17 protein-coding genes and 1 pseudogene are annotated in these 22,322 nt (G+C 41.2%); 2 read left to right on the top strand and 16 right to left on the bottom strand.

The features are described 5' to 3' along the window. The first annotated feature begins 1 nt into the window (after nucleotide 1). Complete coding sequence (locus tag NWP25_RS00195; protein ID WP_280698643.1) at nucleotides 2-2,152, top strand: NAD(P)/FAD-dependent oxidoreductase; 2,151 nt, start codon at nucleotides 2-4, stop codon at nucleotides 2,150-2,152. A gap of 68 nt (nucleotides 2,153-2,220) precedes the next feature. Here the strand turns inward: NWP25_RS00195 and NWP25_RS00200 are convergent, their stop codons facing one another. From NWP25_RS00200 to NWP25_RS00265, 14 genes and pseudogenes are all read right to left on the bottom strand, one after another. Beyond that, on the bottom strand, nucleotides 2,221-3,744 hold the full coding sequence (locus tag NWP25_RS00200) for a hypothetical protein (protein ID WP_280698624.1): 1,524 nt from the start codon (nucleotides 3,742-3,744) through the stop codon (nucleotides 2,221-2,223). Between the two features lie 455 nt (nucleotides 3,745-4,199). Next, a complete protein-coding gene (locus tag NWP25_RS00205; protein WP_280650780.1) occupies nucleotides 4,200-5,714 on the bottom strand; it encodes a TolB-like translocation protein in 1,515 nt (504 codons plus the stop codon). Nucleotides 5,715-6,086: 372 nt separating this feature from the next. Then, complete coding sequence (locus NWP25_RS00210; protein WP_280650779.1) at nucleotides 6,087-6,854, bottom strand: TIGR03943 family putative permease subunit; 768 nt, start codon at nucleotides 6,852-6,854, stop codon at nucleotides 6,087-6,089. Between the two features lie 74 nt (nucleotides 6,855-6,928). Beyond that, nucleotides 6,929-7,984, bottom strand: a complete 1,056-nt coding sequence (locus NWP25_RS00215; RefSeq protein ID WP_280650778.1) for a permease — start codon at nucleotides 7,982-7,984, stop codon at nucleotides 6,929-6,931. A 737-nt stretch (nucleotides 7,985-8,721) separates the two neighbouring features. Next, complete coding sequence (locus NWP25_RS00220; RefSeq protein ID WP_280657019.1) at nucleotides 8,722-8,928, bottom strand: hypothetical protein; 207 nt, start codon at nucleotides 8,926-8,928, stop codon at nucleotides 8,722-8,724. Nucleotides 8,929-9,199: 271 nt separating this feature from the next. Further along, nucleotides 9,200-9,457, bottom strand: a pseudogene (locus tag NWP25_RS00225) (IS701 family transposase); the annotation flags it as partial. Between the two features lie 234 nt (nucleotides 9,458-9,691). Further along, complete coding sequence (locus NWP25_RS00230) at nucleotides 9,692-10,294, bottom strand: hypothetical protein (RefSeq protein ID WP_280650776.1); 603 nt, start codon at nucleotides 10,292-10,294, stop codon at nucleotides 9,692-9,694. 99 nt (nucleotides 10,295-10,393) lie between these two features. Beyond that, complete coding sequence (locus NWP25_RS00235; protein ID WP_280650775.1) at nucleotides 10,394-11,200, bottom strand: hypothetical protein; 807 nt, start codon at nucleotides 11,198-11,200, stop codon at nucleotides 10,394-10,396. A 209-nt stretch (nucleotides 11,201-11,409) separates the two neighbouring features. After that, nucleotides 11,410-12,906 carry a glycosyl hydrolase family 57 gene (locus NWP25_RS00240; protein WP_280650774.1) on the bottom strand — a complete coding sequence of 499 codons (1,497 nt, stop codon included), beginning with the start codon at nucleotides 12,904-12,906 and terminating at the stop codon, nucleotides 11,410-11,412. A 411-nt stretch (nucleotides 12,907-13,317) separates the two neighbouring features. Further along, entirely contained in the window at nucleotides 13,318-14,169 is an 852-nt protein-coding gene (locus NWP25_RS00245; protein ID WP_280650773.1) for an SDR family NAD(P)-dependent oxidoreductase, read from the bottom strand. 699 nt (nucleotides 14,170-14,868) lie between these two features. Then, complete coding sequence (locus NWP25_RS00250) at nucleotides 14,869-15,339, bottom strand: plasmid segregation centromere-binding protein ParR (RefSeq protein WP_280650772.1); 471 nt, start codon at nucleotides 15,337-15,339, stop codon at nucleotides 14,869-14,871. A gap of 5 nt (nucleotides 15,340-15,344) precedes the next feature. Next, nucleotides 15,345-16,496, bottom strand: coding sequence for a ParM/StbA family protein (locus NWP25_RS00255; RefSeq protein WP_280650771.1), 1,152 nt, complete (start codon nucleotides 16,494-16,496; stop codon nucleotides 15,345-15,347). Between the two features lie 261 nt (nucleotides 16,497-16,757). Further along, the gene (locus tag NWP25_RS00260; protein WP_280650770.1) at nucleotides 16,758-17,372 is read right to left on the bottom strand and encodes a DedA family protein; all 615 of its coding nucleotides are present in this window, start codon (nucleotides 17,370-17,372) and stop codon (nucleotides 16,758-16,760) included. Between the two features lie 197 nt (nucleotides 17,373-17,569). Next, nucleotides 17,570-18,652 (bottom strand): Gfo/Idh/MocA family protein, encoded by a 1,083-nt coding sequence (locus NWP25_RS00265; RefSeq protein ID WP_280650769.1) that lies wholly within the window; start codon nucleotides 18,650-18,652, stop codon nucleotides 17,570-17,572. A gap of 632 nt (nucleotides 18,653-19,284) precedes the next feature. On the opposite strand from NWP25_RS00265, the gene queC reads away from it, so the two are divergent. After that, nucleotides 19,285-19,959, top strand: a complete 675-nt coding sequence (queC, locus tag NWP25_RS00270; RefSeq protein WP_280657022.1) for a 7-cyano-7-deazaguanine synthase QueC — start codon at nucleotides 19,285-19,287, stop codon at nucleotides 19,957-19,959. Between the two features lie 61 nt (nucleotides 19,960-20,020). Here the strand turns inward: queC and NWP25_RS00275 are convergent, their stop codons facing one another. Next, nucleotides 20,021-21,370 (bottom strand): hemolysin family protein, encoded by a 1,350-nt coding sequence (locus NWP25_RS00275; protein WP_280698626.1) that lies wholly within the window; start codon nucleotides 21,368-21,370, stop codon nucleotides 20,021-20,023. 152 nt (nucleotides 21,371-21,522) lie between these two features. Beyond that, on the bottom strand, nucleotides 21,523-22,224 hold the full coding sequence (locus tag NWP25_RS00280; RefSeq protein ID WP_280650766.1) for a hypothetical protein: 702 nt from the start codon (nucleotides 22,222-22,224) through the stop codon (nucleotides 21,523-21,525). Between the last annotated feature and the right edge of the window lie 98 nt (nucleotides 22,225-22,322).

A 22,322-nucleotide genomic window follows, 5' to 3' on the forward strand; every position in this document is an offset into this window, starting at 1 on the left:
GATGAAAGAAATACTTTATTTAGAAATTCCCACACCAGACACTGCGGCTGTACTCAGTTGGCTGCAAAAAGATTTTCAACCGGAATGTGGGGAAAAATCAGTCACCCCAGATGGCTTGCGCCTGAAAATACCGACAAAAATTACAAATGCCGAGGCGGTGACTACCGAAAAATTAGCGAGGGAACTTTCTGTATTTCTCTGGTCTGTACAGCGCACTACTTATCTAAAAGTCTTTCGTTGGGCAGATCAGCCTGTTTGTGGAGAAGCACAAATCCTGAAACGTCTAAACCATCAAATCAGACAGCAATTTCCCCATAAATACCTTGAACCTCCAGTCATTGATTCCCAAGCATCGATTTTTGAGGAACTAGAAACTGTTTACCCCCTCACGGTTAAATATTTTCGTCAAATGCCTAATGGGGAATATGATCTCAAGCGAGCCTACTGGTGGGAGCAAAGATGGCGGGAAGGGGTGCGTAACCCTCGCCAGCCCCGTCAAGTAGTTTTTTCCCAAATTAGAGCATTTGCGGAAGATGAGAAAATTAGTAAGATAACACCGCTTTCATCCCCTACCTACGACCTGATTTACATCGGTGGCGCCCTAGGGGTCATTCATGCAGCCGTCATGGCTAAATTAGGCTATAAAGTGCTACTGGTGGAACGCTTGCCTTTTGGACGGATGAATCGAGAATGGAATATTTCTCGTGATGAACTTCAAAGCTTACTTAACCTCGGTTTGGTCACAGCCTCTGAGTTAGAAACTCTAATTGTGCGGGAATACAAAGACGGATTCAATAAATTTTTTGATGGTAATAATCCCCCTAAATTGCGATCGCCTGTCTTGCACACACCCACTGTGTTGAATATTGCTTTGGACTCGGAGAAATGGCTGCGAATGTGCGGTCAAAAACTTTGCGATGCCGGTGGTGAAATCTGGGATGAAACAGAGTTTATGCGTGCCGATATTGACAAATCACAAGTTGTGATTACGGTCAAAAACTGCAAGGATGGAAATGAGCAGCGCGTTAGCGGACGACTGTTAATTGATGCCATGGGAACTGCTTCCCCCATCGCTTGGCAATTAAATGGTGGTCGTGCCTTTGACAGTGTGTGTCCCACGGTGGGAGCAGTAATTTCAGGGGGCTTTGCACCAGGGGTTTGGGATTCCCAGTATGGAGATGTACTTTACAGTCACGGAGATATTTCCCGGGGGAGGCAATTGATTTGGGAATTATTTCCCGGATTTGATGAAGAACTGACTATTTATTTATTTCATTACCACGAAGTCAATCCACAAAATCCCGGTTCCTTACTGGAAATGTACGAGGACTTTTTCACAATTTTGCCAGAGTATCGGCGCTGTGACCTAGATAAACTAATATGGAAGAAGCCCACATTTGGCTATATACCGGGACATTTTAGTGTAGGAAGTAGCGATCGCACCGTTGCCTTTGATAGATTGATTGCCATTGGTGATGCAGCATCCCTTCAATCTCCCCTGGTTTTTACAGGTTTTGGTTCCCTAGTTCGTAACTTGGAGCGTTTAACAACACTTTTAGATACAGCCATCAAGCATGACTTGCTAAGTTGGCGCAATTTAAACAGGATTCGCGCCTACCAAAGCAATGTCTCCGTAACTTGGCTATTTTCTAAGGGTATGATGGTTCCCACGGGGAAATTTTTACCCCCCCAACGAATTAACTCCATGCTCAATACCTTCTTTGGATTATTAGCAGATGAACCACAAGAAGTAGCAGATAATTTCATCAAAGATAGGTGTGATTGGTTCACTTTTAACCGTCTAGCACTGAAAGCAGCTCGCAGAAATCCTGCCCTGATCTTATGGATTTGGCAGTTAGCTGGATTCAAAGATTTAGTTCGGTGGTTGGGTAATTATTTTAATTTCGGTCTTCATTCCCTAGTCAGTGCTTTACTCAGTGGCTGGTTCCCACGCCTCCTGGTGCGGAGTCAACCTTGGCTGGAAACCCGCTATCCAGCATTGTGGTTCCGCCTCTTGGTGATCAAGTACGCCATTACCTTCGGCACTGCCCTCGGCGCAATCGCCACTGGTAAACCCCCATCGCCAAATCCTTCAGCACAATTCAATTCAGACACCATCATTGCCAAGTCGGAAGCAAAAATCCTCAATTAACTGAGGGATTCCCTCAAAATCAATTATTCAAAAATTCTACGGTGGGTAAGTGACAGCTAAACCCACCATCATTGAGGATTGCTATATTGATTGTTGGGACGAAAATCAGGTAGTTGTACTGATGACAAAGACTTACGTCCTTTAGGTGGACGCTGAGGATAAACCACTGGTGAAGGTGATTGAGTATCTTTGGCGTAGTCTCCATAATAATCTGAGGACAAATCAGCCCGATGCAGTTGTGAGTTGGTTGAAGAACAATCTTCCTGTGCCACACCTGCACCAGAAGAGCTATCAACATTTGTCTTCTCCCAAGGCAAAGTCAAGGACTCTGGTGAATTATTTACAGGTGAAGCTATAAAATCTTCCTCCCCCGTCAATATTTCTAATTGCGATTTTGCTGAAGTTAATGATTCCTCGGTATTCTTAAAAGTTGTGACCTTAGTTTCCCCAACAGGTGCTTCAGTTTGGTTTGTTTCTACGTTAATCTCAGGTGGGGGCGGTGATGCAGGTGCAGAATCAATAGTGAAAAACATTTGGATGAGACTATCCAATTGAGCATCCAGCTTTGATGATCCCAGGGATGAAATAGTTTCTGATGTAGTGGTAGATTCCTCAACTTCTGAAGTCCCTGGTTGTGAGGAAACAGGTGTATTTTCCGTAATTGGCAATTTTTCAGGCCATGAAACAATGGACTCAGAGTTATGATTGCTGTTTATAGGTGGTCTTGATAACTCGCTAGGCGGATCCACAGATTGATTTTCCGGAAAATCGAATTTAAAGCTATGAGATTCTGATTCTGTTGACCAGGGTCTAATGGGCTGGACATTAGGAAACAAAGACCGAGCCTTCCTTGAAAATCTTGTTTGGTGGTTAGTTGTCTCCTCTGAGCAATCATTAAATCCAGGTGTTTCTAGGCATTTTTCCAGAGCCGCTTTGAATTGTAGAGTCTGGCGTTGCTGTCGCATTAGCCTACTGCGTAGCTCCCGACAAGTGTTTTCTGATTGGGATGCTAGTTGAGACTGTTCGTTATAGTTAGCTTGCAGCAGGGCGCATTCTCGTTCTAAGTGAGCCAGACGCTGTTGGCTAATTTGTAGTTGTGCTTTATAAGTTTCAATAAAGTTTTCTTGCCGTTTAATAGTTTGTACAGATGCCTCCAACTCTTGGAATAGAGATTTAATTTGTTCTTGGGATGCCGCTAGTTCCTTAGTTTGTTGGTTAACCATTGATTCAGCAACACTAGAACGCCTTTTCTGCCACTGCAAAGCTTTTTCTGATTCAGCGAGGTCATCTTTAAGATGTTCTACCTCCTCATACAAGTGATTGTTTGCTGTACGCAATTCTTCATTCAATGCCAGTAGCTTTTTAAATTCAGTATCAGCAAGTATTTGTTGTTCGCTATTAGGCTCCACAACCCAGTCTGAATCATTTGTATCTTGTTGTAAATCACCATTGTTTGCCCCTGGTGGTACTGCTGCCGCAGGTTTTAGGAGCGGCAATTGTCTATTTGCCATGTTGTCAGGAGGCAGAATTGAGTAAAATGGACAGCTAGGCTGCTCCGGTTGTAGCGAATTATCAGAATTTAGCGATTCCATTCCAGCCCTGTTGTTTGAGGTGTCGAATTTATTCATGCACTCACTTAAAAAATGTTCAGCATTGCTAGGTTTAACATTGCTGCTCAATTAGGTCATATCAGGATCAACACGGTTAAGTTAAGGGTAGATTAGGTTAAAAAATAAAATCAAAGAATTAAATATCTTGATTTATCGGACTTTGTCGCAGTTGTCGGCAGTTAATGATTCTGCTGTGAACAACGTTTAGACCCGGGTTGACTCTAAAAGCTCAGTGTGAGCCATTAGTCATTAGTCAATGCTCCCGTTTTTGCATCTAGAACTGATGCCTTTATAACATTAGGAGATTATACTCCGTCAACCTTGGGAATCAAGGATAATTTTTAGGTAAATATCACTAGCATACAGGTTTTATTGCCAATCGTGAGCAAGGGTTTAAACCTGTTTGACTTTTATCAACATTTATGGGTGTTAGTTATTTAAGGTAACCAACGGGGATGAAATCCAACTAAAGGTAGTTTTTCTGGTTTGATTGTACTGCTAGTACCATCATCAATGGGTAACAAAGGCATTAACCATAGGCTACTAGTAGCAATCACTTCTCCATCTTCAGTCTTGAGTACGTTTGCAGATAGGGGCACAGGATCAATTTGTGGGATTACTTGATCAAACAGCAAACCCAAACCATCCGGTGCTAAACTCATTTGCACATTCCTCTGCTCAATGGGTAGCACCAAGAGTGGTTTTTGTTCTGCCGTGTTCAGGTCAATTGCTATTAAATAAGGCTGTTCTACATATTCTTGATCCGATATTAACTGTGTCAACAAGCAATAAAGGGTAGCTGAAGCAGGATCAAATTGGCAGTTAATAATAGAACCTGTTGTTTTTAACAGGGGCTTCTGGACACCTTGGTTAGTGACCAAAAACAAATCCCTTGTATAATCTGTATTAAATTTTACCATTGCTGCTTGAGAGCCATCTTTTGAGAAAGACTGAACTAACCCAAATTGTGGAAGAAAATTGAGAGGTTTGCTGGCATCACTTTGTAATGGCAAAATAGCTGCTCCTTGACCTTGGGCAACGGCAACAGCTTTACTATCAGGAGTAATGATAAAGTCTCCCCCTGGTTGGCTTTCGAGGCGCTGGGGCTCGGGTCTTCCTCTATTCTTGCTAGTGCTAGCCATAAACCATAACCCGAAATCACTGGGATTTTTTCTGTTCCCTCGCTGAACAACAATTGTTTTCCCATCTGGTGATAAGTCAAATTTTAGGTTTTGATATTGCTTATTGTCCAAAATTAGGTCAACTTTACCTCCTGGTTTTGCTGGTGTTTCAGCATCTGGGGAAATGCCTGTTGTTACCGTGTATAATTGAGCCGAAAGTAAATCTGGATTGTTGGAGCTGCGAGCGGAAAATAAAATTTTTTCCCCGTCTGGAAATGGCTTAAAGTCCATCACAATCAGATCTTTGGGGGTAAGTACATTTTTTTTCTCTTCGGTTAAGTTGTACAGAACTAACTGACCTTGATTTTCCAGGTCTGCTCCTATGTACAGGAGGACGCGATCGCGGGATCTAAAGTTACCTGTAAAAGGCTTGATGACGGGATTTTTCCTTTGTTTTGCGCTTAAAGCCGAGAATTTATCAGCAAACCTATCTTTCGCATTTTCTAATCGCAGTTCATAATTCGTCCCATAGGGTGCCGGTGTGAGTAGTGTATAAACCATCCGCCGTCCAGCCCAACTGATTTTACCTGCTAAAGGTGGCTCGATTCTCAAATTCTCCTCCACGCTTTTACTGTTCATTGGGCGACTAAAGTTGAGAGTAAAAGAGATATCTTCAGATCCGATTTGTTGATTTTGCCAGGTAAATTCTCGGACACGAGGTGCCACCACATCACCTTGAAATATCATGAATCCAATCACCAGACTCAGTAGCAACATCATTGCCATCGCCACGCGATCTATTGGTTGGATAAATGTCTTAGATGTAGCCATTTTTCAGTTATGAAACAATTTTAGATTTGAGATTAGTGCATAACGGTCTACTTTAAACTAGCCGTTTCCTTATCCTTTGCTCTTTGGCTCCAGCCTATCAGGCTGATTTGGCTGGTTTTATATCACGACGCTTGAAACACGTCTTTGTTGTCTATTCATCGGTTTAGGCTACCATTAAGAACGCCTTTTCCTCCCCCTTTATGAATTGATGGCCATTTGCTACCATGGGGAAGATGCTTTCACCCTTGAACCTGGGGGTAGGATTTTCACCTACATGAATACACAGTTATAAAAAATCTGGTGTTTAAACCAGTGTTGCCTCTTATCCCTGAGCATTTCTACTCATTTTAAAAGAACAAATCGCACATTTATTTAATAACTATAAGGATTTCGGGGTTGGGGAATTTTTTTCATCGAGGTAGCAGCAATGGTGAGGTTGCGTTTCCCTGCGAGAGTTTCTGTGATCATTTTTCCCTCTACTTCCAACCAAGTATCGGGAGGATAACGCTCTTGATTTTCTAGTAGTTTCACTGGCAATCCCACCGGGTAAGCATCTGCTGCACAGCAAGTAAGGACAAATCGTGCTAGGAAAATATAATCTTCTCCTATATCCGGTGGATGAATCACAAACCCCTGAACTTTGGCATCTTGACCTGTATATGAGTCTGGTTCCGGGTAAACATTCAGTGTCCGCACCCAGTCTACAAGCGAACGATCTTCTGGGCGAGTGGAAGGACGAAAGGATTGGGGTTGAGCACGTCCACTAGATAGTAAATCATTCACACCCAGCTGCATAGCGGTGTCGCTGGCAAAAGCCCTGGGTGTAATCACGAAACCTAAAATCGCCACAATTAACAATAAAGAACTACCCCAGCCAGGCGGAAATAAATTGAGATGCTGAACGCTAGATCTATCTGGCCGACGACCTTGACGCCACACTTCCCACATTTTCAACAAACCGATTATTACTAAAGTGATGCCACATCCAACTACCAACCCAAAGAAATTAGGGTGAATTAACAAATATAATTTGCCTGTTAGCCAGTATTGAAGCATTAAAATACCCCAAGTTGCCACCGCCAAAGCATCCACCCAGGGGAATAAAATATTTTGCAGGGTAATTTTGGTTTTTTTAGCCATTTTTCAACACTTATTAGTCAGTAGTAAGCTCAACAGAACAAACAACCTACTGACTATTTAATAAACCACAAAATTCAAAATACATACAAGTTGATGAACAAGGTGAACACAAAGGTCAACTGTGCGGCCAAAGCAAATAAGTAGAATATAGTCTTGGGATGAAAAACGGTTAACATCAATCCAATACTTTTTATGTCAACCATAGGGCCAAATACTAAAAATGCTAACAGCGAACCACTACTAAAAGCCGAAGCAAATGACAAGGCAAAGAATGAATCAACTGTCGAACAAATTGATACAACTGCTGCTAATATTAACATGACCACAATTGAACTAATGTGTCCCGCACCCAAACTCAGAATTAATTCACGAGGGGCAAATACTTGCACAGAAGCCGCCATGGCACTGCCTAAAATCATTACTCCTCCCAATTCCCGTAATTCCTGAATGACATTATCTAAAACAAGAGCTAATTTATCCATCACAGATTTACTGCGACTAGCGGCTGGGGTTGTCCCTTGTAACAAATTAGGATCTAAGCGCTGAGTCAGTCCTGGTTTTCCTCCTAAAATATAAGTCCCCGACTTCAACACACTCGGTACTCCACTTGGTGTTTGTACTGCCGAACCTGTACTACTTCCTTGATTTTCTGGCTGGATTGGTGGGTTGAATTTGAGATAACGGGCGATCGCTGGTTGTACAAGAGGATTTATATCTTGTTGAAAACTGAAAATAATCCCAATAATTACGGCAATTGATAGGGAAAATACCACTCGTAAAACTACTATTTCTGGCTGGTCTCGAAAAGCTAGCCAAGTTGCCCAAATCACAATGGGGTTAATGGTTGGTGCTGCTAGCAAAAAACCAATGGTCACCGCTGTGGGTACTCGCTGCATCAGCAACCGCCGCGCTACCGGTACATTACCGCACTCACATACAGGAAACATAAAGCCAATGAGACTGCCTGCTAAAGCACCAAGTACGGGATTTTTGGGCATTTTGTCCGCTAAATATCGCTCATCGATAAAAATCAGCAGCACACTAGAGAATAGAACCCCGAACAGCAAAAAGGGCATCGCCTCGACTAGCAAACTCAAAAATATAGTGAAACCATTGTTCAGTTGATTCATGGGTGTCGCAGTCAAAAGCGGTTTAATATTTTCAGGTTATGTTTAGCCATTCTATCGGAATGGGGATCAGAACCATGTATCGGTAACGCCAACTTCTTTGAACAAAAAGTTAGTCTTATGTTTCCACTTACGCTTAAGCGATTGTTAACGCTAGCAAGTTGTAGATATTTGTGTTTAATTATGTGCATTTATTGAGACTGATTAATTTCAAGATTGTCCCATCTCCCAAATTGTTCCGAATTTTCGGAAATAATTATCTAGTTCCATCACGTTTAATTTTGTAATGTTTATACTTACTGTCAAGTGATGGGTGTGCATATGATCTTCCACGAAATTTCATAAACTGTTCATAGTCTTTAAACATTCGCGGATCCCTGTTGAGCTCTATTTTCTGTTATTTTTATGTCTTTTGGCAAAATTCATTGTAAGTGATGGTTGAATTTTTACTATAAAAACCTGAAAATTGCAAGGCCAAAACATACTAAATAAGTAAATAAAAAACGTTTTCTCACCTACTGAGGTAAAAATTGATGGTAGCCAGATTTGATTAGTAAATTTCCTTGCGTAGTGACGTAATTCTTAACAAGAAATAAGAAACAGAAAACAAGAAATATATGTGTACCCACTTTTGTTACTGCATAGTGCAGGGTACGCCCACAAAAATCCAGTACCATCCCCTACTGATTTCGCCATAGAAGAGAAACGAGCAAAGTCTAAAACAATGACCTCATCACTGACTAGCGTTTGTAAATATTACAGTTACCAGTAACACAAAAATTTAATTCCCTCATCTCGCCGCCAGTTTTGTTTCCCAGTAGCCATTTACTCCGCCACTGCGCTTCCCGCAATCGCAACTTGGATTTAGCTAAAACAGCAAAAAACCTCTGACTTAATGGGATAGCAGAAGCGATGAGATGAATTGCGCGTGAATTAACGACTTCCACTGACCAATATGCCCCAACACCAGCGAAGGGACACATGGAGGAAAGGAACAAATTGTTTATTTTCCTAGAGTTTAAACCGTCACACTACCGCAACTAGCAATAGAAATGCATGCCGTTTATCCCAGACCAGTAGATTTACAAGCCCATAGGAATAGTGTTGACCAAAAAAATATAAATATAAATATAAATGATGAAAATCTTGTCCTGGGCACATACTATAGCTAGGCTCGGTAAAAGTTTTGCCCGCTACAAATGTACCTCACTAAGGTAAAATGCGCTGTAATCTTCTTTGTTTTAATTTCTCTACTGACCAATCTGAATTTCCTAAAAAGTGGTGCAATGATTGTGCCGAATTTATACTCACTACCTTCCATATCTCTGGTAAGGATTTTCTTTTTATCGTTGATATTATCCCCAGGTGTAAATATTTGAAGCACTCATAATTCCTTACTTCTTTAAATAGCTCTTTGTACTCTGTGCAATATTCATGTATGATTGCAAATGTTGGGTTTTGTAATTCTGCATTCATTGCCCTACTTATGTTTCAGGGTTTTTTCTTTTAAATATTAATTTTTTTATTCATAAATAATAAGAGGCTAATCAAGAAATATTTTAACAATTAATTACCAAATTATACCAGCCAGGCATGGTGGTAAATAAAATTTCCCCTCGCAACTAGATATAGGTAGAGAATTTGAAACATTATTAGCTTTACTATCATGAAAGTTCATGAGTAAAGTACTGCCATGCCACTTGCTTTATATTACTCTTGCTTATCCACAGGAACTAAAATATACCCAGTCTGGTTATTAGGTGGAGTAACGTTTTGACTATCAGATGATTTTACATCTTGAACAACAGTTTTACCTATATTTACCGTACTGTTAAGAGTTTCGCTAATACCTTGATTTGCCCCCTTAACAATCTCCGCAGTATTTTGTACAGTATCATTAACATCTACCGCAGCACCTTTCACAGTGACCACAGTGTTTTTTACAGTATCGTTAACATCCACTGCCGTACCCTTAAGGGCATAACTCACATCTTTCACAGTATCGTTAACACCCTCAGCCACGGTCTTAATTGCATCCCCTACTCCTTTGATAGTTTGATTAAAATTATCAGTGGTATCCTTAACTAAGTTGCCAACATTTTTAACAGTTTTGTTGACTCTTTGGGCTGCACCTCTCATAGCTAAAGCTCCAACTAATGCCCCTAGAGTAGCCCCCATGAATGTTGCAAATGCTATCTTAGATAACTCCTGACTCGAATTATGGGTTACTGTATCAATATCAGCTTGATTGCTAGGGATATGTTGATTATCTCCGAGGGTATCCGAAAACTTTTCAGTTCCATTCATCATCATTACCTCTTGAGCTATTTTCAGGGTAAGGATTTGAGGTTTTCAATCTCAATATGTTTCTTTGATTTTTGCGGGCGCGTAATCGCGCCCTGGGGCGCTCATTTAACTTTGAATTCGATTAATCTCTTGTTCAATAGACCTATCTTCAATAGGCTCCACTGAAATTCTTTCATTGATATAAGTTGTTGATTCACCTACATATCCTTCTGTATATTCTGGTGTGGAAATGTACATCGACCGAGCAGTAATTTCTCCCTGACCCATGGCCACATCTTGATTTTCAGTTTCCTGGCCATCTTGTTTACCACCATTTTCAGATACTGGAACCTTCTGTGCTGCTTGCTTTGTCCTTTCAGCAGTTTCTTGTACACCTTGGTTAAGATCCTGTGGGGTCTTCTGCACTCTGTTCACTCCACCTACTGCGGTTTGGTTAACTCCCTCAGCGGCATTCCGGGCTGTATCTAACACACCATCACCAATCATTGCGTAACTAGCACCTTCAGCGAAACTCTTGGCTACACCTGCGACACCTTTTGCAGTATGACCAAGACCTTCACCTATGGTTTTTGCCGCTTCTCCAACACCTCTCATTGTGTGGTTAAATCCTTCACCAATTCGTCTGCCAGCTAAAGCGCCAGCTAATGATCCCAATGTTCCACCAATAAGCCCACCTATCAAAGCTCTACTTAACACCGGATTGATTCTTCTGTTTTCTCTTTGAGTTTCCGGGGGAGATAGGGTTTTTCCGCTATCAACACTAGACCCCCCTGTAGTTGTCCCACTAGCTTCTTGTATAGTAGATGTCCCAATTTCCATATCAGGCGTTGTTGTACCAACATAAGACTCATCTGTAGTGGTACTGTTAATATTTTTAGCCTGATCATTCCCAGTCTGCTTACTTTCAACCATATTAATATTCTCCTTAGATAAAAACGATCAAGTCAATCTGGTACGCAGTTATCTAAGGTCAACCTAACAATTCTGCACGAAAACTGAACCGTTCTGAGGGAAGACATATTAAACTATAAACTCTGTCTGTAGTTGAGTTAATTGTAATTTTTATTTGTAGCTACAAACACACATAAATTAAAGTTTAAAATGGCTATCAATGCGCTAATTTACAATTTATGATGAGAGTTAGATATCATTTTCAGTAAGTTTCCTCCTCTTTGGTAAATATTACGTGCATAGTCAGTCCAAGAACCTTGTCCCCAGTAACGGAAACAGCTCGTTTGTAGCAACAGGTGATGTAAAAGAAGATTACGATATTTTGATGAATTAGTTGGCAATGTTTGCTCAATCTGTTGATGAAATAAACTACTTAATTCATACATGGGAGAGAGCACATTTTCATATCCTTTTACCCAACTAATATGATTTGTCCATGAGGCTCCATCCATGTGAAAGTTAGGGTTAATTTTTTTTAATTCTTGAATGGCAATTTCCACAGCTTCAGTTTGGCAGTTTTCCGGTGAAACTCTCTGCCAAATTTGATGTTGTCCTACTGGTTGGCACATAGGATAATCTTCCGGTTGATAACCAGCAGATGCTATTAATTCTAAATATTCTGTACCACATATTCCTACAACACCAGATTTACCTCCTCCTTGATTTAACATATCCCTCCAAGCTTGTTTGAATGCACTGGGAAATTCATTCATCATCACACCCCCATTTTCACCATCGCCGATTTGACTAACTATTGGTGGAACTGTGACACTACCCACTTGTTGTTTAGATAGGGTTTTTGCTTCATAGTAAGGCTGCATCTGAGCGACTAATTTAGTATCTGAACCTTGGGTTTTAATCAGGGCTATAATACTAATTACTTCACCTTGAGAATTACGGGCAATTAAACGGTGTGGTAAGTGTTTGTAAGTCAGAGATTGACCGCTAATTGTTTCTACAGAATGTTCTTGCACAAGTAGCCAGCGATAGCCACATTCTTTCAGCGCTTTGACAAATTCAAATAAAGTGTCAGGATGATTTGGTAGGTGCATTTCTGGGGGTGAAAATCCTTTGACTCTCGCCAGTGCTTTCCAACCAAAGATTGCTGCAAAATGATGTTGCCACGCTAGGATATGCAATTTAATATCAGGTATGGGTGTAGAAGGAATCACTGCATGACTCCACATTGTCCCTAGCCATTCTACATAAGGTTGATAAGTGGGATCGCAGGTAATACGTTTGAGATTATCTAAAATATCGTTGCGTCCCATTTGTCTGAGTCCCCACAAAAGATTACCAGAGTAATCCAACATCACACGGGGATTGCAACCTTGATGGATAAGCTCTGGAATCAACTCTCCCATACGGCTGTAACAAGAAGCGAAAGCCGTGGCGTTGTGGTTGTCTCTTTCGTAGGGATGTTCAAACATATATTGCAAGTTGCTGATTAATCCCCCATCCTGTCCAGCAGGAATAGTTGGCTGGTGCATATGTAAAGCGATGGTAAAAACTGCCTTTACATCCTCTAAGTGGATATTTGTTGAGGGCAAAAACACAGGTGCATCATGGTTAACTACAGAAATCACCTCTGGTTCCCAACCACAAATATTTGGTAACTCGTCGATGATTTCAGGCAAAAAAGGAAGCATAGTAGGCAATGTCAGCATTTATGGTTGCTCTGAAATAAGTTGTGTCACTCAAATCTTGCCCGAATAAAATCAATGCTCCAAGCCATGCAATTCTCAATTTGGTCATTTTCCATCAACCACTATGAGAACAGGCAAACCCGGTAATTATCATCGGTGCAGTCTGACAAGATATTCCCATGTTTGTGTTATGCTTGCCGATAAATTTTGTTTACTGTCTGTTGGAAAAACAAATTTGGCTAGACTTATTAGTTACTTATAAGCAAGTTATAAGTATCACAAAGAAATGAGGGTTTGAGGGTTTTTTCGTCGGGAAAGAAGTGCTAATTGCGGTCAATATCTTCTATTTAATTTACTATTGCTATTTTTATCTGCAAGGCAAAATTTCTTGACCGTAGTATAAAACTACTAGATTTTGACTGTAAAGATAATTCATGTTCTTGACCATAATAAATCGCTAAAACGATAAATTTTCTTCATGAAACTCGGTTTTACGGAACGTTCTGGTTTGGTCAAGGTAGAGGGAGTAGCGATTTGTAAAATTATTTCTAGCAACCAAGGAGCCAAGCGTTGACACCAAACTGCTAAATGACTTTGCCAACCAACTAAAATTTCAGGTGCATCTTTTTGCAACCCAGAGACAAGTACTTGTGCTACTTGTTCGGGAGTCATGGGGATAACCCAGCGAAATAATTTTAAGTCACGGGCCATATCTGTGTCTGTTAAGGAAGGCAATAAGGCAATTACAGCGATGTTGTGTTCAGCAAGTTCACGACGCAAGGCTTGGGTGAACCCCAGAATGGCAAACTTGGTAGCTGAGTAGGTCGCCATCGTCGGTGCAGCTACTTTTCCCATCAAACTTGACACATTGACAATTGTCCCTTGTCTTTGGCTCACCATGCGTCGGGCTATGAGGCTGGTGAGGTTGTACATTCCCAATAAATTCACCGAGAGTTCTTCTTGGACTCGGGGTAGTTTTGTTTGCAAAAATGAGGTTTGATATGCCACCCCTGCACAATTAACTAGCAAATGAATTGGTCCATAGTTGCGCCACAATTGGGCAATGGCAATATTTACTTCGACTGTTTTTGTCAAATCGATAGATAGGATGATAGTTTCCACACCCATTGCTTCAATTTGGTTAGCCACTGCGGTTAACTTTTGGCGATCACGTGCTACTAACATTAGCCGCTTGATTCCTCGTTGGGCTAGCGCCAGAGCGATCGCCTTACCAATACCACGGGAAGCTCCAGTAATTAGAGCAACTTTGCCTTGAATATTCATTGGTTTGAACCTCCAAAATTGTGGTCTTACCCCAGTGTGAGTTGTTACCTACAGACACAATCAAAGCCACTCACCCCCTTGCAGAAGGTAAGACAAATAATCAGTGATTATTGAAATCAAAAGGTAAATAAGCCTTTGGCAACAAAATATTCCTGGACTAATTTATATTGTTGATTCGACACATTCCTGCCTTGTGTTTCAGACTAAAAATCAACACCTCACACAATTGGCTGAATGGATATAGCTCATAACTTCTATCTCTCTTAAATTCAGAGCATTTATCAGCATCGTTACCAATACACACGCTAACAATTAAATCAATATATTGCAATATTCTTTAATAAGAATTTCTTAATATTTCTTAAAAATTTTGCTCTTGGTGAATTGCAATATCAAATACCAGAATGACATTTGCTTAACTCTGATTGCCTGCGCCGATTCCAGAGGATCTGCCATCACCCGTCGGCAACGCCGGAGTTTCTGCCCTAGCAGTCAATAAAATAAAGACGTATAGCAAGTTGGCTGATAGTTACAGTAGTAGAAATTCTCCCAGATATTGCCAATTTTTGTCACTCTGCCATACTGTCAATCCAGTATATTCACTTAATTTAAGTTATCAAAAATATTAATAATCCTTAATAGTAAAAACTATTAAGGATTGCTAAAAGCAGCGAAAATTCTCAAAAAGCTAATTGTTTCTTAAAAATCATCAAGAAACTGGCTTAAGCGACTGATGACCGGATCAACCTCTTCAGGAGGGTTATCAGTATAAGTTGGTAATGGTGTTGATGGAGTTGAAGATTGATTAACTGGCTGCTCAATAACCATATTTGTCAAATGCGCTATTTGTTGCGTCAGTTGCCAAATATGGCTTTCTATCGACTCCAATCGATGGGATTCCTTAGCAAACAAACGTTCCTCTAGGTCAGCCACTTGACGTTGCAGTTCATCGATTTTTTTTTCAACCGAATCTGTTGCTGCTGTTTTTGGACTAGGTTTTGCAGCTTCCGGTACGCATAAAAATTGCCATAAAGCCTCCTTGCAGATTTCACTAAAAGTTTTGTCAGGTAGTTGTTCTAAATAGTTTTCCACAACTGCTAACAAACTTTCATCAGCAACTTCAGGGTTGAACGTGACCGATTTAACTACCTTTTTTGACCATTGGAACATTAGTTTTAAGCCTTACCAGCTCGACCGGCGGACAATTGCGCCTCCCCATAAATATACTGCCCCAAGGCGTTAGCTTGACGCGAAGGAGTCGATAAATGGGCTGTAATTTGAGCTTCTTTAAGTAAACGTTGAACGTCTTCCCAGAAGAATTCACCGCCCCCTCCAGTGATAATTACATCGGTGACGCGCTCTGGCAACCAGGCTAACACACGAGTACAAATTTCTCGAGAAAACATTTCTATGAGGTTGGGGAGAAAATCATCGAGGTTAGTGGGCTTGCTAGCACCTTTAGGACGATAGAAGCGTTCCCCTTTGGATTTGTTGACGGCAGAAATAAGAGCTAAAGATTGACTATTAGCTCCTTCTATTTCCGCGGCCACCATTTCATAGAACTTGTTCATCCCAAACTCTTCACTTTGAGAAAGACCACGGGCGAAACGGAAGTTATCTACCATCAAAAGATCAATGGTTTGATGTCCAATATCCACAATTGCTACGGATATTTTAGTGAAATCGGGAACTTTACCACCTGTCTTAGGTTGGGCTTCAGACCACAGAAGACTGCCATAACCTTCTGGCATTACCCAAACCTTGGTAATATTCAGCGATACTTGTTCACCTCGGAAGTTCAAGACATGAGGTCCAGTCACCTGGCTGGTCAACTGGGCCTTTTCTTTTTCAAATTGCTCTACAGAAAGGAAAGGCAGACCAAGTATCACTGAGATTTCGTCTTTGAGCTTGAAGTAGCCTGCACTTGCTAAAACTTTGATCAGTGCATCCTCTACTTTAGACTGGCCGACTCCTAAATTCGCCCCAAAGTCTGCTGCTAGCTGACCAACAGCATATCCAAGTCCTTGATACTCCAACCATAAATCCATCAGAGGATCAGTAGCTCTGGCTTCAAAAACGCCACCTTTAATCTCTTGTATGGACATTTTTTTAACGTTGGCAGGTACAAACTCTACACTACCTGGTTCGCGGCTGATACAAGTTTTGGTGGAAGTTCTGCCTAAGTCAACACTGAGAATAGCTTTGCCGTTGCCAATACCTAACCTACTGGTTGCAGGATTAGCATTCATTGGGGTAGATGCTGACATCCTATTTAGAGGTATGGCAGCGGCGTTCATTGGGGTAGCTGCGGAAGGTTGGTCTGTCATAAAAGCTCCTAATCCTTACTTAATTTTAAAAATTTATCATGCCCATCTTACAAAGATTTGAGGTACTAAAAATTCTAAGTTCCCTCAAGTCCAGCTACAAGTACTCTCAATGTTTAGTTTAAGCAACACTTTTCCTGCGGAACGCTGAATTTTTTGAGGATAAGTTGCGAGAACACCAACACCAGTTCAGTAATATTTCCCATAGTCTAGGCGAATTTTCAGCAGATGTAACCCCCCATTACAACTAAAAGCAGTTACGTTTCAAATGTCAGTCCTTTTGCGCTGACGATTGAGTAACCAGCCAACAAATATCAGTACCAGACTGGCAAGGACGATTTTAGAGACTGGGGCAATGTACTTTTCCACAAGTTCATAATGACTACCCAAAACGTACCCTAAGTATGTTAGCAAACCTACCCAAGCAGCGCTACCCAGAGTTGTATAAAATAGGAATGGCAGCAAGTGCATATTGTTCATGCCTGCGGGAACAGAAATCAAGGTGCGGATTCCCGGTACAAGGCGACCAATTAGTACTGCTTTATTGCCCTGCTTGTCAAACCACTGCTTGCCCTTGGTGATATCCTGTCTGGATATAGTCAACCAGTGTCCGTACTGGTCAACTAAGGTTATTAAACGCCTTTCACTCAAAAACTTACCCGGATAGTACCATATAAACGAGCCTGCTACCGAACCTAAAAGTCCTGCGAAAAATACGCCAAAGATATTGAGCTTGTCTGGGGTTGCCCTGGCTGTAAATCCAGCTAGTGGCATAATCAATTCTGAAGGAATGGGGGGAAAAAGGTTCTCTATGAACATCAGCAGAGCAATTCCACAATAGCCCAAAGAGTTAACTATACTGATTATCCATTCAAGCATTGCATTTATACCCAATCTAATGATCTCCGCTTAATGAGTGGAAAACAACCAGGGGATGGGGAGAAATGAGTAATAAATTTTAAATTTTAGATTGAGGATTTGAATGTAATTTAAAGTACTCCCTGCCTATGGGACAAAGCTCGTCAATCCAAAATCGAAAGTTGATTCTCCAATTCCCCATTCCCCAGTTCTATTTTTTAAACTGTTGGGGTTAATGATTGCACTCTCGATTCAGATTGCCAATCCAATGGATTCACAACCCTGTCTTCCAATGCCATTTGCTCAATTAAGCTTGCCAATCTGAGAGCTTTAAGGGCTTGTTCACCACCTACCGAGGGTTGATTACCACCGTGTACGCAATTGACAAAATGCTCTAATTCTGCGCTCAGAGGTTGAATATTTGTCGTGTAAACTTTCTCAATCAAACCATCCTGTCTGTAAAACACTTGTCGATGGTCAGTCAGATTGTTGTGATTTGTTTGTCGGTGAATTAAAATTTCATTGTTGAGGAAATCTGCTTCTGTAAATGAGTTTTTGCAGTGAGCCACAATGCGGCGGATTTTCCGGTGAGTGACTTTGCTGGCAGTTAAAGTAGCAACAATACCATTAGCAAAACCCAAGGTGGCTGTTACGTAATCCAAATAACCGGAATCCAAAGAACGAGTACCGCTAGCGGTTAACTTCACCACTGGAGACGCAGCTAGTTCCAATAGCAGGTCAATGTCGTGGATCATTAAATCCAGCACCACCGAAACATCATTTGCCCGATCTGAGTAAGGACTCATGCGATGAGCCTCTATCGCCAGCAACTCTTCTGTTTTCAGAACTTTACTCAGTTCTTGAAATGCTGGATTGAAACGCTCAATATGACCCACTTGCAAAATGCACTGAGAATCAGCAGCAGCATTGACTAAGGATTCTGCCTCAGAAATGTTCGCAGCAATTGGCTTTTCAATCAAAACATGAATCCCCGCCAACAGACAATTGATGCCTACTGCGTAATGTAGGCGGGTGGGCACAGCAATACAAACTGCTTCCACATGCGGTAGCAGGTCACAGTAGTCTTCAAAAAAGTGTCCCTTGTATTTACTAGCTGTTTCTAAGCCTCGTTCAACATTAATGTCTGATACACCAACTAGTTCAACATCTTTCATTGAACTCAGTATGCGAGCGTGATGTTGTCCCATGTTACCCACCCCAATTACGCCTATGCGAATTGGTTTTGGCTGATTGCGCTGTGTATATGAATTTAGTTCTGCCACTGACATGCTATTTTGCACTATTATTCTCTCCTCAACCACCAAATTTAGAGCCGCTACAGCTGTTAGCATTTATACTTGAAAGCCAGTTATGCTCTGTCGAAAACCATCCAGATGGTAACATAGAGGTTACATTTATGAAGAATTTCAAACTTTGTAATCAGTTCCCGAAATTTGCCTTTCTTTTGTATATTCAGTTTTAAATTCATCAGTATTTTATTGTTTACATAAAATATGTTATGTGTTTGCCTTGACTTTATAAACGAATGAAGACCTAAGTAATAACTCATAAAAACCCATGGGAAATTAATGTTTGGGATCAATATTTAACTTGGCATAATTGGCAATTATTCCGATTTTGTTATGAACAATACAGAATTTTGAGACCATTGCACAGCGATGTTTGTATGAAAAAAGAATATATTGGGAATTGCCATTACTCAAACACTCAAACATTTTTGCATAATTATCTGTGATTTCTACATGTTCAGCCGTCTAACTTTCTCCAGTCACTGGTATGGGCAGTTTTGTTTAGCTATGGTAACAGTAAAAACTACCATTACCAAATATGGGTTTAGGAGGACTGTAGCATTGTTTCTGCCATTTTGTTGAAGTGTGATTTGGGGATGGGAATTCTAAAACTTGAAACCGAGATGAAAGCTGTAATTTTATTGTCTGGAGGATTAGACTCTTCCACAGTTTTGTATCAAGCAAAAGCTGATGGTTATGAATGTTACGCGATTTCTTTTGATTACCACCAGCGACATCGGCGAGAGCTGCATTCAGCCTTCCTCGTCTCTCAAAAAGCTCAGGTCGTTAAACATCAGGTCGTCGATTTTGACTTACGACAATGGGGTGGTTCAGCACTGACAGACGACACAATTAATTTACCCCAAGAGCGCTCCCTAGAAGAAATGTGTCAAAATATTCCAGTTACCTACGTACCTGCACGTAATACCATCTTTTTAAGCTTTGGACTCGCCTATGCTGAAGCGATCGCAGCTGGACGAGTGTACATTGGTGTTAACGCCCTAGATTACTCTGGATATCCTGACTGCCGTCCTGACTATATCCAAGCGATGCAGACAGTTTTCCAGCTAGGAACGAAACAAGGACGTGAGGGCAACCCAATCAAAATTGTTGCCCCCATAATTGACTTAAAAAAAACCGAAATCATCCAACTGGGTAATAAATTAGGGGTTCCTTGGGAGCTAACTTGGTCTTGCTATGCAGGTAACGAAGTCCCTTGTGGTGTTTGTGATTCTTGTCGTTTAAGGCTAGCAGCTTTTACCGAGTTGGGTTTGCAAGATCCATTACCTTATGCTTAGGGGAAAAGTCAAAGTTAAAAGTAAAAAATATACTCTTATCTATAGCCAATTACCAATCCTTTTACTTAGCTTCTAAGCGTCTTACTTGAATTTGATGTAGACGTGGTCCCTCGGCTGATACTAGTGTAAATTCAAGATTGTCATAGCAGAAGGTTTCATTTTGGACAGGTATTTTTTGGAGTTGATACAGCACAAAACCACCCAGAGTTTGGTATTCCTTTGTTAGGGGTAAGTTGAGATGTAAAACCTCGTTGAGATCTTCGAGGTTAATTTGGGCTTGCACCAAAAACGTTTGGTTGTCCAACATTTCCACGAGCAATTCGTCAATACTGTCTGGTTCCCCTGGGTGACCAATAATCTCGGCAATTACATCTTGGATTGTCACTAATCCCACAGTACCGCCAAACTCATTGACAACTATCACCATAGCTGGCTTCTCTTGCTGCATCATAGGTAGTAGTTGACTTAAAGGCGTTTGCTCAGGTACAAATCGTGCGTGACGCATCCAGGGTTCGATGTTTGTTTCTGGAGTCAGTATCCCCATTGCCAATGGTTGTGCCAAATCTCTGAAATAAACTATGCCGCGAATGTCATCCAAAGACTCTCCCATGATGGGATAGCGGGAGTGACCAGTAGATATCATCTGCTGAAGTAAAGTTTGGAAAGTGGCATCTTGGGACAGGGCTACAATACCAGTCCGGGGGATCATCACATCTTTAGCTGTGACATCGCCGAACTCAAAAACATTATTCAGCAATTCCCGCTCTGAAAGCTGTAAACCTGTTGATTCTCGTTCTGTTGAGATAATAAGCCGTAATTCCTCCGGAGTAACGGGCGATCGCCAACTTTGACCAGTATATTCAATACCAAAAAGCCGCAACAAAAATCGGGTTGATTGGTTGAGAATCCAGATAAAGGGGTTAAAAAACCTGACGATCGCTTTTACCAAAGGCCCCAAAAACCTGGCCAAATCCTCTGAGTACAACATAGCTACTGATTTAGGACATAGTTCACCTAAAACAATTTGTAGATAGGCTATCAAAAAAAAGGCTATGGGAATTGATAGGGAATGAGTCAGAAAATCACTCATTCCTAAAGGCAAAGGCCAAGATTTCAGCCATGACTTCAGCACTATGACAATCGAACTTTCCCCAATCCAACCCAAGGCTAAACTAGAAAGCGTAATGCCTAGCTGAGTTGTAGACAATAATCTTTCAATGCTACGTTGTAATCCCTCAACAGCAATGGCGGGGATGTCACCAGCCTGAACAAGCTGATGAATACGCGATCGCCGTACTGTTACCATTGAAAACTCTGCCGTCACAAAAAAAGCATTGATGGCAATCAGCAATAGTACTGTTAACACTCTCAGCCCTAAATCAGTCCAAATTAAACTATAAAAACCACTCACCGCCAAAGCTCGTGTAAAAATTACGCCCCCATTCTGGGATTAAGTCTGAGAAATTTATTGTCAGCTATTAGGTCTTGGGTATCAGGAATTTGATAGCGGGTATTGAAAAATAATTTTCCTTCCCAGTTTCTAGTCCCCAAACCCAGCCCCATCTACCTTTCTACAGGAACATCTAACACCTTTAGCTTCAGTTTTTGAGCAGGATAGTCTGTTAGAGAAAGAGATATTTTATTCACGTCATCCAGTAGAGCTGTAGGAATAATTACCGTACCTGAAACAGCTGGGCTCTTAGCCGGTAATTCAGTTGGTAACCCGTCCGTGCTAGCACTCAATGTTCGTCCTTTGTCGTCACTAACATCTAAGAAAGTATACAAGAAGCGCACAGTATCACTACTTTGATTTTGCATATTCACTCTCATGAGTAAATCGCCCCCAGAGTAGCGAACAGATTGCACTGCAAAAGTTACACCCTCACTCTCAGCAATAATTGGAAATCCTGGTTCAAGTTTTTCTACAACCACCGCTGGGGGTTTTTCTTTGGGCTTCGGCTTACTGGTTTTGGTTTCCTGGTCATCTTCCTCTAACTTTTCTGATTTAGCCGCCTTGGTCTTACCCTCAATTCGAGCTTTGACAATTTTCAAGATCTCATCTTCTTTCAGTAGTGTCACCCCTAACTGTGGAGAGTTATTGCCCTTACTACCAGGAAATTTGGTCCTGGGGCGGCCATCTGGTGTTGTCACACCTTTGAGGGCTGAACTACCCATTTCAAAACCTAAAAACGCACTCACAGAACCTGCACCCAGCATGAGGATTAACAACATTAAGGTTAGAAGTACAGTGGAATTTATTTTCATCGCTGACAAGCCATTGCGGAAAAATTCTGCCTTATTCTAAGCGTATTGAAGATGAAAAGTATTGAAGCTATGTTTTTCAATCCTTAAAGGAACTTAAT

Origin of the sequence: Umezakia ovalisporum Ak1311 (assembly GCF_029891685.1) — a bacterium.
In the GTDB taxonomy this organism is placed as follows: Bacteria; Cyanobacteriota; Cyanobacteriia; order Cyanobacteriales; family Nostocaceae; genus Umezakia; species Umezakia ovalisporum.